General features: G+C 54.5%; 14 protein-coding genes, 4 tRNA genes and 1 pseudogene. 11 read left to right on the top strand and 8 right to left on the bottom strand.

Annotation, left to right across the window (positions count from 1 at the left end; genetic code table 11):
* Window positions 1-9 precede the first annotated feature (9 nt).
* From GN234_RS26730 to GN234_RS26705, 6 genes are all read left to right on the top strand, one after another.
* Complete coding sequence (locus GN234_RS26730; RefSeq protein ID WP_109754422.1) at window positions 10-879, top strand: response regulator transcription factor; 870 nt, start codon at window positions 10-12, stop codon at window positions 877-879.
* 318 nt (window positions 880-1,197) lie between these two features.
* Complete coding sequence (locus tag GN234_RS26725) at window positions 1,198-2,226, top strand: zinc-dependent alcohol dehydrogenase (RefSeq protein ID WP_163857427.1); 1,029 nt, start codon at window positions 1,198-1,200, stop codon at window positions 2,224-2,226.
* Window positions 2,227-2,257: 31 nt separating this feature from the next.
* Window positions 2,258-2,932: a dihydrofolate reductase family protein gene (locus GN234_RS26720; RefSeq protein WP_109754424.1), complete on the top strand. Its 675-nt coding sequence runs from the start codon at window positions 2,258-2,260 to the stop codon at window positions 2,930-2,932.
* Window positions 2,932-3,585, top strand: a complete 654-nt coding sequence (locus tag GN234_RS26715) for an HAD family hydrolase (RefSeq protein WP_176689308.1) — start codon at window positions 2,932-2,934, stop codon at window positions 3,583-3,585. Before GN234_RS26720 ends, GN234_RS26715 begins: the two co-directional genes overlap by 1 nt.
* Before the next feature lie 5 nt (window positions 3,586-3,590).
* Window positions 3,591-4,193: a DUF1349 domain-containing protein gene (locus GN234_RS26710; RefSeq protein WP_109754426.1), complete on the top strand. Its 603-nt coding sequence runs from the start codon at window positions 3,591-3,593 to the stop codon at window positions 4,191-4,193.
* An 89-nt stretch (window positions 4,194-4,282) separates the two neighbouring features.
* Window positions 4,283-5,407 (top strand): MFS transporter, encoded by a 1,125-nt coding sequence (locus tag GN234_RS26705; RefSeq protein ID WP_232200327.1) that lies wholly within the window; start codon window positions 4,283-4,285, stop codon window positions 5,405-5,407.
* 64 nt (window positions 5,408-5,471) lie between these two features.
* Here GN234_RS26705 and GN234_RS26700 read toward each other — a convergent pair whose 3' ends face one another.
* The gene (locus GN234_RS26700) at window positions 5,472-5,903 is read right to left on the bottom strand and encodes an Lrp/AsnC family transcriptional regulator (protein ID WP_060741195.1); all 432 of its coding nucleotides are present in this window, start codon (window positions 5,901-5,903) and stop codon (window positions 5,472-5,474) included.
* Window positions 5,904-6,100: 197 nt separating this feature from the next.
* Between GN234_RS26700 and GN234_RS26695 the strand changes: the two genes are divergently transcribed.
* From GN234_RS26695 to GN234_RS26680, 4 genes are all read left to right on the top strand, one after another.
* Complete coding sequence (locus tag GN234_RS26695; RefSeq protein ID WP_109754428.1) at window positions 6,101-6,814, top strand: YczE/YyaS/YitT family protein; 714 nt, start codon at window positions 6,101-6,103, stop codon at window positions 6,812-6,814.
* 100 nt (window positions 6,815-6,914) lie between these two features.
* Window positions 6,915-8,399 (top strand): AmmeMemoRadiSam system radical SAM enzyme, encoded by a 1,485-nt coding sequence (gene amrS, locus GN234_RS26690; RefSeq protein ID WP_109754429.1) that lies wholly within the window; start codon window positions 6,915-6,917, stop codon window positions 8,397-8,399.
* Window positions 8,396-9,541: a trans-sulfuration enzyme family protein gene (locus GN234_RS26685; protein WP_109754430.1), complete on the top strand. Its 1,146-nt coding sequence runs from the start codon at window positions 8,396-8,398 to the stop codon at window positions 9,539-9,541. The genes amrS and GN234_RS26685 overlap by 4 nt, the downstream gene beginning before the upstream one ends.
* A 62-nt stretch (window positions 9,542-9,603) precedes the next feature.
* Window positions 9,604-10,860 (top strand): aminotransferase-like domain-containing protein, encoded by a 1,257-nt coding sequence (locus GN234_RS26680; protein WP_176689307.1) that lies wholly within the window; start codon window positions 9,604-9,606, stop codon window positions 10,858-10,860.
* 66 nt (window positions 10,861-10,926) lie between these two features.
* Here the strand turns inward: GN234_RS26680 and GN234_RS26675 are convergent, their stop codons facing one another.
* The 5 genes from GN234_RS26675 to GN234_RS26655 form a co-directional block, all read right to left on the bottom strand.
* The gene (locus GN234_RS26675; RefSeq protein WP_109754432.1) at window positions 10,927-11,559 is read right to left on the bottom strand and encodes a LysE family translocator; all 633 of its coding nucleotides are present in this window, start codon (window positions 11,557-11,559) and stop codon (window positions 10,927-10,929) included.
* 250 nt (window positions 11,560-11,809) lie between these two features.
* Window positions 11,810-11,885 (bottom strand) — tRNA-Gly (locus tag GN234_RS26670).
* A 3-nt stretch (window positions 11,886-11,888) separates the two neighbouring features.
* Window positions 11,889-11,964: transfer RNA gene (locus GN234_RS26665), tRNA-Glu, on the bottom strand.
* 104 nt (window positions 11,965-12,068) lie between these two features.
* Window positions 12,069-12,144 (bottom strand) — tRNA-Gly (locus GN234_RS26660).
* A 2-nt stretch (window positions 12,145-12,146) separates the two neighbouring features.
* Window positions 12,147-12,222: transfer RNA gene (locus GN234_RS26655), tRNA-Glu, on the bottom strand.
* A 373-nt stretch (window positions 12,223-12,595) separates the two neighbouring features.
* Between GN234_RS26655 and GN234_RS26650 the strand changes: the two genes are divergently transcribed.
* A complete protein-coding gene (locus GN234_RS26650) occupies window positions 12,596-13,354 on the top strand; it encodes a hypothetical protein (protein WP_109754433.1) in 759 nt (252 codons plus the stop codon).
* Window positions 13,355-13,489: 135 nt separating this feature from the next.
* Here GN234_RS26650 and GN234_RS30470 read toward each other — a convergent pair whose 3' ends face one another.
* Together GN234_RS30470 and GN234_RS30465 are read right to left on the bottom strand one after the other, a co-directional pair.
* A complete protein-coding gene (locus tag GN234_RS30470) occupies window positions 13,490-14,194 on the bottom strand; it encodes a methyl-accepting chemotaxis protein (protein ID WP_371914243.1) in 705 nt (234 codons plus the stop codon).
* Window positions 14,195-14,398: 204 nt separating this feature from the next.
* A pseudogene (locus GN234_RS30465) lies at window positions 14,399-14,575 on the bottom strand (HAMP domain-containing protein); the annotation flags it as partial.
* Window positions 14,576-15,539 lie beyond the last annotated feature (964 nt).

The following is a 15,539-nucleotide window of genomic DNA, read 5'->3' as shown; positions in this document are numbered from 1 at the left end:
AGTCGTCCTATGGCGTCAATCCCGACTGAAAAGCCGAAGCTGTTATGGTTCGATCTGACTCATGATCGGTCCACCCAGGAACTCGTCGCCCAGTTCCAGGACGCGTGCGACTGCACGCTGGCAAAAAACGCCATGCTGCCCAGCGGGGAACAGGTCGACATGATCTGCATCCACTTCGATCGCCCGGACACCCCAGGCCTGCGGCGCCTGCTGGAGATCAAGCGAACCGTTCCCACCATCCCCATCACCATGTTCACCGTGCAGCACTCCGAAGAACTGGCGGTATGGGCCATGCGCTCCAGCGTCTGGGAATACATGGTGTTGCCCCTGTCTGTCGCCGAGAGAAAGCGCTACCTGACGGCCGTGATGCAACTGTGCGAGCTGCGCCGCACTGCCAATGGTCGGGGAAAGACCTCGCAGATCGATCACTCCCCAACCCTGCCCGACAGCATCCGCCTGACCGCTGGACACCAGAAGCACCAGGCCCTCAGCCACATCATGCTGTACATCGACCAGCATTTTCGCGAAAGCATCGATCAGCGCGATCTGGCCAAGCGCTGTGGCATGACGACGTTTCGCTTCAGCCGGGTGTTCAAGGAAGCCAATGGGCTCGGCTTCACCGACTACGTGCTGAACAAACGCATGAGCTTTGCCAAGGAACTGCTCGACAACAGCCAGATGCCCATCACCAGTATCGGTTATGAAGCAGGCTTCAAGGACCCATCCTACTTCGCCCGCGCCTTCAAGCAATACGCCAATTGCACCCCCAGCGAATACCGTCTCGCGTACCAGATGCGCAGTGCAAGTCCTGCTGCGCCGCCTCCGGATGAGGCGGCCCTGGAAGCGATTGAAAACCTGGTGCATAGCCTTGAGGGATAAAAGGGGCCCTCACTTCCTTTAGTTCCATTGTGCCCGCGCACTTGTATCCAAATAATAAAATTCGCACCCGCCAGATTAGAAAAAACAATACATCCCCCATATTTACGGCGCCTGGGCCGCCAAGCTGAAACAACATGAATCATCATGTCGTTATCGGTAATTCTTTTTAGACTGAAACCAACTCTGCCAGCCTTGCATAATGCCGGCCGTTTCCAAATGGATTAACAGGTTTCGTCCGTGGACCGCTCCAGGTACAGCGGAGCGAGTTCTCTAGTTGGCATGCTTTATCCAAAAATCAAATAGAGCGCTGATGTATATATGAAGGCAATCAGTTTAGTGAGCGCGCAAAAGTTGAGCTTGGTGAGTCTCGACGAATTCAAAACGCTGCCCGCCGATGGTGTAGAAATAGAAATCGTCCTGTCCGGCATCTGCGGAACAGATTTGGCGGTATTGTCAGGGCGCGAAGAAGGACAGGTGGGAATCGTTCGTGGTCACGAAGCGGTCGGCGTCGTTGTCAATGTAGGAACAGATGTTACCCGCACGCGTAAAGGTATGCGCGTGGTTGTAGACCCCAATGAATATTGCGGCAATTGTGCGTACTGCAACTCAGCCAAAACCCATCTATGCAGTGGTGGTTCAAATGCGGGCCTGAACATCGCCGGGGTCAACAAGCACGGTACATTTGCAGAGCGATTTATCACACACGAGCGTTTTGTACACGGCATCCCGGACGACATGAGCTGGGAAACAGCCGTCTTGATTGAACCCGTAGCGTGCATCTTGAACAACATCGAGCAGGCGTCCATCAAGGCGGGAGATCGGGTGCTGCTTCTGGGATCGGGCCCAATGAGCCTGGTCGCACAAATACTCTTGCGCGGCATGGGCGTCCATACCCGTGCGACCGATTTGAACACCTTTCGAATTGAATTCGGGCACTCCTTGGGTTTGGACATCGTTCATCCCCGGGACCTTGAGTGCCTTGGGCCAAACCAAGAAAAATTTGATGTCGTCATCGATACCGTGGGTAATCAGCTCGAAACCGCCGCCAGTAGAGTCAGCCGAGGCGGCAGGATTGTCCTGTTCGGATTTAACGGGGACTACAAATACTCGCTTCCTGCAAAGCATTTTCTGGTCAATGCCATCAGCATCATTGCCGCGGGCGAATACAACCAGCACTTTCCCCTGGCGCTGCGTATTGCCCATAGGCTTCCAGAACTTGGAAAACTGGTCACCCATCTCTATCCCCTGGAAGCGTATTCAGCAGTCTTTGACAGTTTGTTGAATGATCCTTGCGCCCCCACGATAAAAAGCGTCTTCACACCCAATCCCAAGCACCTGTCACGCTAAAACTCACAAGTACTCCAAGTGGACTCGCCTTATGAAAGTTACTGTATTTAGTCAGATCTCCATTGACGGCAAACTGACGCTCGGCAATGAAGCATCGAGCAAACCGCTTTTCCAGCACTTCGACGATGAGGACATGCGTTTTATTCACAAATTCCGTGGGGAAGTCGATGCGATCATGGTCGGGCGCAACACGATTATCACCGACGATCCCCAATTGACCAATCGCTACGGGAGTGGTCGCAACCCGGTTCGCATCATTCCGACGACATCGCTGAACTTTCCAGCGTCGGCAAAAATTCTAAGTTCTCCCGAGCGAACGATCATCGCGACCACAGAACAGGCTCGTGACCACGAGATGATCGAGCAAATCCGCGCCCATGGTAAAGAGGTACTTTTTGCGGGCAGCGCACGCGTCGATTTCAAACAGCTTTTCCCGATGCTGGAAGCCCGCGGAATAAATCACATCATGGTCGAGGGTGGCGGCCAACTGAATTGGCAGGTATTCAACCTCGACTTGGTCGACGAAATCATGCTCATGCAACTCCCCATCATTATTGGTGGAGCGGACACCACTACGCTAATAGATGGCGAAGGCTTTCAAGATATTGAAATGACCAAATCATTCAAGCTGCATGAATTTGAAGCACGCTCGAACTATAACTTTCTGCATTTCAAGCGCGCCCCTAAACAGCAGAGCGCACATTGATGCGGGCTATTCAAGGCTTCATTTTTGATATGGATGGCGTTCTGGTTGACAGTGAGCCCGTCTATATGAAACAGGAAAGAGACGCTTATTCGCGTCATGGCGTAGTGCTCGATGAGGCAGAACTGTCACGTTTTGTAGGCACTACGCAGCGTCATATGTGGAGTACCATCAAAACCGAATACGGGCTTGCGGATTCCCTGGACTGCCTTATGACGGAGCATCATCGGCAGTTAATGGAGGTGTTACATTCAACCCCCTTGCCTCCCATGCCAGGGGTGACAGAACTTCTCGATGCATTAAAGAAAGCAGGAATACCCTGTGCAGTCGCCTCCTCTTCACCTCGAGAACTCGTTGAACTGATTTTGCGTAACGCCGGGCTACGAACTTTTTTCAATGAAGTCGTTTGTGGCAATGAGGTTAAGCACAGCAAGCCAGCCCCCGAGATTTTTCTCATGGCCGCCAAGCGCTTGGGTATTGCGCCCTCTTCCTGTGTGGTGATTGAAGACTCCGCCCATGGCGTGGCGGCGGCAAAGGCCGCCACCATGTTTTGTATCGGCTTGCTCAACCCCAACTCTGGGCGGCAGAACCTGAGTGCGGCGGATTTATGCGTGCACCAGCACAGTGAAATAAGCCATTGGTTTTCCGGGCGATAAAAAATATGAAAACACTGAACATTTCAGACTGGACCTGGATTAACGTACCCGAGCGATCGACCATCAGCGATCGGGAAATAATTATCCACACTTCGCCCGACACTGACTTCTGGCGAGGCACTTACTATGGCCTGGAGTATGACAATGCACCGGCCATCGTGGTTGCAAGCCAGGAACGCTACTGGACATTGAAAGCCAAGGTATCCTTTTCCTCAGATACCTACTTTGACCAATGCGGCCTTCTTATCTATCAAGATAAAGACAACTGGATGAAAAGCGGCATCGAGTATCAGAAAAACGGTTTTCAACAACTGTTCTCTGTCGTGACCAACAATGGTTTTTCGGACTGGTCCATGGCTGACTTCGATCGTGTCACCCAGACCATGTATTACCGACTGAGCCGAAGAGGCAGTGACTTCCTCCTTGAAAACTCCGTTGACGGGAAACAGTTCTGCATGATGCGGATGTTCCACTTGTTTCATGCAGAAGAACTTGTCCAATTCGGTTTCTTTGCCAGTAGCCCAGGCGATTCATCTTTCGCAGCACATTTCTCAGAGATTGAATGGACTGAAGGCTGTTGGAAAGAGCACGGCGCTCCACGTTTCTAATCTCAAGAGTTCTATACCTGATGCTGTCTGCGCTCACCCCTAGTCGCCACGCGCTCTACGCTTGTTATGCCGCCATGATGTGTCTGGCCATGGCACTCAATTTTCTGCCGGTTTATCTGACCACGTTCAGTGATGCCTTCGGCCCCTCGTCAGGGCTGACAACGGAGCAACTGGGACGAATTCCCGCAGTCATGTTTCTCAGTTTCATAATCGCCATTTTGATCACCGGGCCATTGGCAGACAGAGGGAACGCCAAGCTGATCATTCTCTCTGGACTGATGACCACTGCAGCAGGCCTGGGCCTTATGGCTTTCGCCCCCTCCTATGCCTTCCTGCTACTGGCCGTTGCCATCATGGGTTTCGGTGCGGGTGTGCTGGATATGATCCTCAGCCCCATTGTCGCAGCCCTACAACCCGAACGCCGGAGTGCCGCCATGAACTGGCTGCATTCGTATTTCTGCATCGGCGCGGTAAGTGCCGTGCTGATCGCAAGCATTGCGTTGAAGTGGGATATTTCCTGGCGCATGGTTGCCCTGGGCTTGATCATTGCCCCGCTTGCAACCTTTCTATTGTTCATGCGATTAACCTTGCCGCCCCTGATACAGGAGCACGTGCAGCGTGAATCCATGCCCACGCTTATCAGGCAGCCCTATTTCATTGCCTGCATGATCGCGATCTTCCTGGGTGGGGCTACGGAAACGGGTCTGTCCCAATGGCTACCCGCCTTTGCTGAACAAGGGCTGGGCTATTCGAAAGAAGTGGGTGGCTTTGCGCTTGCCGGTTTTTCAGTGGGCATGGCCCTCGGGCGCATGGCCGCCGCCTTGCTGCACGAGCGAATACCCGCCGTTTCACTGATGCTGGGCTGCTGTGCCGTTACCGTCGTCCTGTTTTTCGTGATCAGTTTTGCCCCCAACCCCGCAATCGCGCTAACCGCCGCCATCGCCGCAGGCTTCTCAGGGAGTTGCCTGTGGCCAACGATGCTCGCCATTTCGGCAGATGCCTACCCTCAAGGTGGCGCAACCATGTTCTCTGTGCTGACTGCTGCGGGTAATGCCGGGTGCAGTCTGATTCCATGGCTCGTGGGGATTGTTTCAGCGCATTCGAATTTGCACATCGGTTTGTTGACGGTCACTCTCTGCCCCGCCGCCATGATGCTCTTACTCGTATGGATGTCTCGCTGGCCGCATAGGCTTGCCCATCCGTCCCGGAATTAGCCATGGCCGGGGAGCGACCTTGTCGATCGACCACTCCCCAACCCTGCCGGACAGGCGCCCCGACTCACGGGGCGAGCTTTCTTCTCTCGATAGGAATGGACAGGACAATGCTGGTACGCGTCTCTCCGTACGCATTGATTTTCGCAATGATGTCCTCGATCTCAGCCATGGATCGGGCGTAGATCCGGATCAGATAGGAATCGTTTCCCGTGATGTGCAGGCACTCGACGACTTCGGGTATGTCGGTGAGTGTCGCGATCAATTTGGCTTTCGCCGGCTTGAGGGTGGTGATGCCGACAACAGCCGATATGCCATACCCCAGCTTGGTTGGATCTAACTGAGCGCAATAGCCCTTGATGACCCCTGAGTCTTCCAGTTTGCGCAACCTGTCATTGGTGGCAGGAATAGAAAGACCCGCGTGCTTGGAAAGCTCTGTGATGGAAATGCGACCACAGTCCTGTACCTTACCCAGGATTTTGACGTCTATACGATCCATGTGCGTTTTCCCCGGTTAAAAGTATAAAATTTAATGAAAAGCCCGCGTTTTTCATTAAAAAAAGCATGCACCAAAATAAAGCATGGCGCTAGTCTATTTCCAGCCTGAAAAACCTGAAAAGAACCGGGCAATCAATAGCCCTGCTCTTTAGCGTGACGCACTCATAATAAAATGTTCTCTCCAGGGATGGTGTTCGCATGGAAGATGAAAAAATAAAGTGTGGAAAAAAGTCATACTCTTTCGCCCATTACATTGGCACGCAAGTCCTAAGTCTTCGCAGCTTCAAGAAGGATCAGGTCCTGATGTACCTGACGGGTGTCTGTTTCTTTTCGCTGGGTGCCAAATGTTTCATCATCAGTCAACTGGGTACCGACCCATTGGACGTCCTGATCATCTCGATCGATAAAATACTTATGCTTGGCATGGGCATCTGCTCGGCGATCGTATCCCTCTTCTTCCTGACATGGTGGATGCTCTGGAACAAAAAATACCCGCCGATAAGTCCCTTCGTTACAACTACGCTGACAGGCCTGTTGATTGACCTCTGGACAGGGTTGGGACTCGGAGAGTATTTGATCGCCAGAATGAATGAGTACACGTTATTGGCGACGGGACTGATCTTGTGCGCCTACTCTTCCGCATTGATCATCATGAGCGGTATTGGCATCAGAATCATGGATCTCGTGGTACTGACCATGGTCTCCAAATGGGGCTGGTCCTTCACCAAAGCCAAAATGATCATTGAAATTGGCATCTTTTCCAGTGGTTGGCTGTTAGGCGGTCCCTTCGGCGTGGGAACGATTGCATTTCTGTTAGTGATCGGCCCGCTTATTCAACCCTTCATGAATATGAATGCCAAGCGCTTTTCACTCAAGAATCATGGATTGATTCGCGCTTCGTCCGCTTACTAATACCTATGAAGATAACTGCCGTCCATGGCGGCTGGATTATTTCGCCTCGACTTTTTTAACCGATGATATCGATAGCAACTTCCGTGATGAGGAGTGAGAGATGGACACTACAAAAAATAAAAACTGGACCTTGGAAAGCAGCCCGGCAAAACTGGAAGAAATCCTTCCAGGGGGCGCCGTCAAGTGTCATCTTTCCCCACGAAACTGTGTCATACAGGAAGGCAAGGTAGGTTTTTGCAAAGTGCGCGGAAACCGAGGCGGCAGACTCGTTACATTGAACTACGGCAAAGGCGTTCACAGCACAGAAGAAACGATTGAAACCGAAGCCGTTTTCCACTTCGCTCCTGGGGAGCGGATCCTGTCCCTGGGCAATATCGGTTGCATGCTCAACTGCGGCTACTGCCACAACTGGAAAACCTCACAAGCCAAGTATGTAACCGACAAGGATGTTTACTACTACACCCCTGAGCAGGTTGTGGAAACCGCACTCAAGCACGGAATACGTGTCATTTCCTGGACGTATAACGATCCCGTTGTCTGGCATGAATTCATCCTCGACACGGCGAAGCTGGCCAAGGAAGCGGGCCTGATCAACCTGTATAAATCGGCGTTTTTTATCAGTGAAGAAGCCATTGATGAGTTATTGCCGGTCATCGATATTTTTTCGATTTCGCTGAAATCCATTTCCCCGGAGTACTACCGCAAGGTCACAACCGGCTGGGTAGAGCCAGTCCTGGCCGGTATCAAGAAAGTCTATGACGCTGGCAAATACGTTGAGGTCAGTACCTTGATGGTGACCGACATCAGCGATGACGAGGAAACGGCCAGGAAAATCAGCCAGTGGGTACTCGATGAACTGGGCCCGAATGTACCGCTGCACTTCGTCAGGTTCCACCCCGACTACAAAATGAGCAACAGCATCCGTACCCCCGTGGACAGGCTGCTCAAGGCACGGGAGGTGGCTCGCAGCATGGGCGTCGAGCATGTCTATCTGGGCAACGTGAATGATGTCGAGGGCACCAATACCAGCTGCAACAACTGTAACGCCCTGCTCGTCACCCGCTACGGTTTGAACGCTGAAATCATCGGGCTGGACAGCAAGGGTTGCTGCTCTCAATGCGGGCACGATGCGCATTTCAAATTACTGGGCGAACACCAAGCCAACATCACTGTCGAGCTGCCAGAGGATGAACTGAGCGCTCACGAGAAGCGAAAGTTCGAGTGGCATGGGGATATCGTGTCGCTGCACGCCCAAGTGCTCAATACCGAAGATTTCGAACAGACCGTCTACCTGCGGCGTAATTATACGGACGGGCACAACAGCGATTGGAAATCACTGACGCTGCGGCCGCATGAAAGCTATCGATTCATTATTGCCAAGGCTCGCATCGATGAAACCGGTCCTGAGGTCTGGCTACCCAAAGGGGTGAATTCGAATCTTCATGAAGTATTCGACAGGGCTCACTTCCCGACAGAGTCGATTGAAGAAATTGGTATTTCGCAAAATGACATTACCCCGACCATTGGTTATGAGGGCAAGCAAAACATGTATGAACAAGTCATCAAACTGGTCAGCCAAGCATGAAAGTGTCGACTGAAATACTTCATATCAAGGTGGATGACCGGGACGCCCGTCCTTCGGTAACGCCCATTTATCAGTGCAGCGCTTTCAGCGCTGACTCGGCCTTCTTCTACTCAAGGAAGGCCAATCCCAATGTGACTGAACTGGAGCAGGTTGTCGCGTCCTTGGAGGGCAGCGAATATGCCCTGGCCTACAGCACCGGGATGAGCGCCATCTACATGGTGTTGGAACTGTTGAAACCGGGTGCTTCGCTGGTCATCAACAAATACATCTATGGCTGCTCTTATAAATTGTTCCAGCGGTATGCGGCCCGCATCGGCGCGCACCTGACGATTCTGGATCTCACCACACAAGAGGGGCTGAAGGCCTTGCCGGCGAACGTCGACATGGTCATTTTCGAAACACCGACCAACCCTTTCCTGAAGGACATTGATATTCATGGGGTCAGCAGGGCCGTCAAGCAAAACAACCCCCAGGCGCTGGTGGTCGTTGACAACACCTGGGCCACGCCGATCTTCCAGAAACCGTTGAACTTTGGCGCCGACATCTCACTGTACAGCGCAACCAAATACTTCTCTGGACACAGCGATGTCATGGGCGGCCTGGTTCTGGTCAACAATCAGACGATCTATAACCGTCTCCTTGAGGGTCGCTTTTATTCGGGCACGATATTAACCCCCAATAGCGCATGGTTGCTGCGCAGAAGCATGCAGACGTTCAACCTGCGCATGGAGAAACACAGCCAGACCACAGCAAGCATGCTCAACTATCTGCGCGAGCTGCCTTTTATTGAGCATGTCTATTACCCACGAATCGATGGCAAACAATTAACCGGTTATGGCGGCATCGTGTTTGTTGATATTCGGCCCGATCTGGTTCCCTTCTACAAAACATTCACCAGCGCGCTCAAATGGTTCGGCACGGGCACGGGAATGGCTTGCGTGACGTCGATGGTCGCCCAGCCCTTCAGTGGCAGCCATGCCTCGATGACGGACCAGGAAAAAGCGGACATGGGCATCGAGAAAGGCCTGGTCCGATTGTGCTTTGGCCTGGAGGACCTGGAAGACCTCAAGGAGGACCTGCTGCAAGCATTCGAAGCCATGGAGCACAAGATCGATCAAGAAAGCTCTGTCGATCCGGCCTAGCGAGTGTTGATCATGAGCAACGGGCCTTCGATGGCTCGTTGCTTTTTTATGGAGAAACGAAAGTGTCCAGCGCATTCGAAAACACGATATTCGAAGACCCCATCCTGAACGTCATCCACCTTCTAAACTCCATCGCCCAAGAAAACCCAGCGGCCATTTCATTGGCCTCCGGTCGCCCTGATGATAAGCAGTGCGACCCTTCGCTCATCGACAGGGGCCTGGCCCGATATAAACACCACGTTGCCGGCACCGAGCATTCGCTGGCGACGCTGCTTTGCCAATATGGAAAAACCTCTGGAATCATCAATGAAATAATCGCCACCTATTTGCGGGTGGATGAAGGGATAACCGTTTCCAACCCTGAAAGCATTGTGGTGTGCATGGGTTTCCAGGAAGCCTGCACCTTGACGCTCCTGTCCATCTTTGAAGGCGGCGGTGTTTTGTTAGTGCCTGACCCGGTGTTTTCCGGGATCACGGGTATCGCAAAACTGCTGGGCATAAAAATAGTCCCCGTCCCCATGGCGACTTTTCTCGATCCGAGCGCCCTGCGCAAGATCGTTGAAAACCTTGAATCCCGAGGGGAAAAAACCAAAGCACTCTATGCCGTCCCAGACTTCAGCAATCCGACCGCCGACAGCCTTTCCTGCCACGCCAGGAGCGCCATGCTTTCCTTGGCCAGTGAAAAGAACTTTTTCATCCTTGAAGACACGGCCTACCGCTACTTCAGGTACGAAGGTGATGCCATTGCGTCCATGAAGTCCATCGACAGCAGTCGGGTGTTCTTGCTGGGCTCCTTTGCCAAGTCGATTTTTCCGGGCTTGCGCATGGGCTATGTGGTCGCCCCAGAGGGCCCTGGGGTCATGTCCTTCAGCGGCCGATTGTGCAAGGCCAAAAGCTTGATCACCGTCAACACCCCTGCCCTGTGCCAAGCGGTCGTTGCTGGCTTGCTGATCGAGAACGACTACTCGTTGAAAGGGCTGAACCACCCCAGGGTGTTGTCTTATACGAAGAAAAGAAACCACATGCTTGAATGCCTTGAGCGGGAATTCCCACTCAAGGTCGGCGCCCAAAGAACGGTCAGCTGGAATCATCCGGCAGGTGGCTTCTTCGTCAATGTGCAACTGCCTTTCGTCTTTGGATACTCTGAAATGCGCGAATGCGCCAAGCTGTTCAAGGTGATTGTATTTCCCACCACCTTGTTTTCGCTGATGAATGAGGCTGCCACCCAGGTCAGGCTGTCGTTCAGCAATGCAACAACCTCAGAAATCACCCAAGCGATAAGCCGTTTCAAGGCATACGTCGAGTTCAGGCTGCAATAAAACGTCCTACGGATACCAAGGCTTATACATCGCTCGGCGAGGGATAAGCCTTGTGACTCTCCCGATTCAGGTTCCTGTGGCCAACATGACGCCGGTGGCCACCTGGTAGGCCCCGAGGATGGTGATGGTTGCCCCTGAAAGATAGTTGATCAACCTTAGCTTTGATTGAGCAATCCGCGCCTTGAAAATGGAGGAGAACCCGCTCAACCCCAACCACCAGGCAGCCGAGCCGAGGAATATACCTGCCACCATCGGCAGCACGGAGTACTGGCTGCCCTGATCACTGGCCATGCCGTCACTCAACGCGGCAAATATCGCGATGAACGACAAGATGGTCATGGGGTTCGACAGGGTCAGGAACAGCGTGGTCGAGTAGGCCTTGAACATATTGGCCCGCTCACCCGCCATGGCGGTCGCGCCACCTTTCGACCGTATTGTTTGATAGCCGATGTAGGCGAGGAACAGCCCACCAACGATACACAACCAAGGTTTAAAACTGATGAGCGTCGCAATGATGGCCGTGATACCCAGGGCGCCGATGAATCCATAGATCGAATCGGCGGTGGCCGCCCCCAATCCCGTCGCGAAACCGGCTCGCCATCCAAGCATGAGACTTCTCTGTATGCACAACAGCCCAATGGGTCCCACGGGGGCTGCAATGCAAAGCCCAATGACCATCGATTTAACAAAAATCAGCATAAGTGCACCTCCAGAATGGGTACTGGAAGGTTAGGAGAAGCGCTTTTTTTTAGGAATGAACTATTAATCTTCCTAAAGGTTTTGCCTTAAGTTTTGTATGAAGTACTCGCGCTTTACCTTCATTATTAAGGAAAAGCACCACAGCCCCCCTCAGACAGCGAAAATCACTGGCTAAAGGCACGTGAGCGCGGAAATGGCTTTTTCACGCGCATAAAAAAACGCCGCTCGATGAGCGGCGTTTTTTTGAATTTGGAGCGGGAAACGAGACTCGAACTCGCGACCCCGACCTTGGCAAGGTCGTGCTCTACCAACTGAGCTATTCCCGCAAATGGCGTCCCCTAGGGGACTCGAACCCCTGTTACCGCCGTGAAAGGGCGGTGTCCTAGGCCACTAGACGAAGGGGACACGCTGCCCGGAACACATGGTGTGTGTTCCAGTGCCCAGATCCGCCTCCGAAGAGTTGGTTCTGGTTTCACTCAGCTTTGCCCGAAAGCAACGCTGTTTAAAATTGGAGCGGGAAACGAGACTCGAACTCGCGACCCCGACCTTGGCAAGGTCGTGCTCTACCAACTGAGCTATTCCCGCATTGGCGTCCCCTAGGGGACTCGAACCCCTGTTACCGCCGTGAAAGGGCGGTGTCCTAGGCCACTAGACGAAGGGGACACACGTACAACATTCACTGCTTACAGCGTTTGGCTGAGTGCTTTACGCTGTAAGTGGCGCGCATTCTATGGATGGATTGAAGGGTCGTCAACCCCCAGATATAAATTTATTTAAATCAATGACTTCGCCCTGTTTAAGGGACGTATCCGGACATTTTGCTTGTCCAGTCTCTGGCGCCTATATTCTGTCACCCGCCGGGGCGCTATAGTCGCGCCCGGCAAATGATGGCAATGTGCACCCACCCGGTTGTGCTTCCTATAAACAGCACGACGCCCGTCTAATCGCGTCGCTCGGGCCTATGCGCTTAAAAGCCAAGCCACTACACTCATGACATGCGTACCCTAATAAAGAGGTCTTACCGGTGACACCACTCATGATCACCCTGCTCGTCGTAGCCGGGATCGCCCTGTTGATCGCCATTGGCTACATGAACCACGTGGTGGAGAACAACAAGCTGGAAAAGGCCCGCACCAAGGTAGAACTCAACGACCGGATGCGTCGCTGCGGCGAACTCACCGAAACCTTCCCCGGGCAGTTGATGACGCCGGCCCTGAAGTTGTTGATGACGCGCCTTGAGATGAATGTCTGCCAGCGCCTGCTGAACCTGGATAAAACCAATTCCGCAGTCAAGGCACGCCTGGACGAGCTGAGTGCACTGGCCGCCCAGGGTGAATCGATCCCGGTGAACAATCCGCCGGCGCCGATCCAGACCGAAGCCAAGGCCAAGGACGTACGTTTCCTGCTCGAGGCCTTGCACGGCCAGATCACCCGCGCCGCCCAGGATGGTTTCCTGCCGCCTAACGAAGCCAAGCGCTGGATTCGCGAAGTCCGACATATCCTGGTGCTGCTGCACATCGAGTTCTTCAACAACCTCGGCCAGCAAGCCCTGCAGCAAGAACAGCCTGGACAGGCCCGCCTGGCCTTCGAGCGCGGCGTGCAGTACCTGCGCAAGCAACAGGAACCCCAGGTCTACGCCGAACAACTGGCCTACCTGGAGAAACTCCTGGCCCGGGCCAATGCCCAGGTCCTGGCCAGCACCCAGCCGGTCGAAGGCGAGGTCAACCAGTTGACCGAAGGTTTGAAGGACGACGAAATAAACGACGAGTGGAAGAAGAAAAAAGTCTACGACTGAGGTTGGAGGGCCGGATCGGGTTCCCTTGTGGCGAGGGAGCTTGCTCCCGCTGGGCCGGTCCGGCGCTTCGGGCGCGCTAGCCCTTTAGTGATGGGGGCTTCGCCCCCAAACGGGAGCAAGCTCCCTCGCCACGGCTTACAACTTGAAATGCCCCACCATCCCCTTGAGCTCAACCCCCAACTGCGCCAGCTCGATGCTGGAAGCGGCATTGCCGCGCATCGCCAGGGAGGATTGATCGGCACTGGCGCGTATGCTGGTGACACTGCGATTGATCTCTTCGGCCACCGAACTCTGCTGCTCGGCCGCCGCCGCGATCTGTTGGTTCATCTGCTGGATCAACGACACCGCTGCCGCAATACTGCCCAAGGCGCTTTCGGTCTGCAGTGCATCACTGACGGCCATTTTCACCAACTCGCCACTGCTCTGGATCTGCTGCACGGAAGCCTGGGCCGCTGAGCGCAAGGCGCTCACCAGTCGCTCGATTTCCTCGGTGGACTGTTGCGTGCGCCTGGCCAATGCCCGCACTTCATCGGCCACGACCGCGAAGCCCCTGCCCTGTTCCCCGGCCCGGGCTGCCTCGATAGCGGCATTGAGCGCCAACAGGTTGGTTTGCTCGGCCACGCTCTTGATCACGCTCAGCACCGTACCGATGTTCTGGATCTCGGCACTGAGGCTTTCGATGCTGGAACTGGCCGACGTGGCCGAATCGGCCAATTGCTCGATGCGCACCATGCTCTGACGCACCACCTGCTGACCGCTTTCGACCTTGTCGTCGGCGGTCTGGGCCGCTTGGGCCGCTTCTTCGGCGTTGCGTGCCACGTCATGCACTGTGGCCGTCATCTGGTTCATCGCCGTAGCGACCTGCTCGGTTTCCTCTTTCTGGCTGCTGACTTCCAGGTTGGTCTGTTCAGTCACGGCCGACAGCGATTGGGCCGAATTGGCCAACTGCTCGATACCGGCCTGCAAGCCGCTGACGATACTGCTCAGCCCCGCGCCCATCTGTTGCATCGCCTGCATCAACTGACCAATTTCGTCCCGGCGCGTCACTTCGACCGTGGCGCTCAAGTCGCCCGCCGCAATCCGCTGGGCAACACGAATGACACTGCGCAACGGCGTCACGATCAGCCGGGTGATGACCCACGCCGCGATCAATCCCACCAGCAACGCCAAGGCCGACGAACCGATGATCAGCAGCGAGTTTTTCTTCAGTTCGGCCTGCATGGCATGGTCTTCGGCACTGAAGGCCTGGTCCACCCGCTCCACCACCTGGGCGGCGCGCTCGTGCAGTTGCTGGTAGACGACTTTTTCCTTTGCCAACAGACCGGTGTATTCGGCCAGTTGATCATTGAAACCGCCAATATGCCCGGCCACTTCATTCAGAACGGTCTGGTAACCCGGGTCCTTGACGGTGGTCTTGAGCGCTTCGGCCAGTTTCATCGCCTGCTCGGCCTGCTCGATGCTGCCTTGCCCGGCGCCCTCGACATTGCCCTTGCGGCTCTGATCCAAGCGGACCCGCGCTTCATTCATGGCTTGCAACATCAACCGCGACACTTCGCTGACCTGGTTGGCCTGCTCGATGAACTCGGCCCCCTCCTTGCCTTCGGTGTCTTTCAAGGTATAGGCGCCGTCATCCGCCAGCCCGGCCTGCAACACGTCCAGGTTATTGGCGACGCTGGACACCGACCAACTGGCCATTTCCAGCGCCAGGTCCTTGCTCTGGCTCAACCCGACAAATTCGTCGAACGCCTTGCGATACGCGGCCAGCGCCTGCTCCACGTCGTTCATCACTGGTACGTTGGCAGCCGACTGCACCTTGAGTTCGTTCGCCTGGGCCACCAGCCCATCGACACCCTGGCGCAGGGCGTCGGCGGTCTTGGGGTCGGAACGCGAGGCGTATTCCTGCTCCAGCAGCCGGACCTTGAGCAATCCGCTGTTGAGGGACGACATCTGTTTCAGGCCGTCGAATCGATAACTGATGGTCTGCAGGGACCAGACACCGATGGCCGCGACCACGGCGGTCAGCAGCAACACCAGGACAAACCCGATACCCAGTTTCTTTGCCATACCCAGGTTGGCAAAACGTCCTTGCACGGCCGAAATCATTGCGCTCAGTCCTCTGCCAGTGTGTGTTGATCGCAGATTCGCAACGAGACGCCCTGCAACACAAGATGCTGGCGTCGGAATA

Source organism: Pseudomonas bijieensis, assembly GCF_013347965.1.
GTDB lineage: Bacteria > Pseudomonadota > Gammaproteobacteria > Pseudomonadales > Pseudomonadaceae > Aquipseudomonas > Aquipseudomonas bijieensis.
The sequence above is the reverse complement of the archived record's forward strand: the minus strand, read 5'-3'. Positions and strand labels throughout refer to the sequence as shown.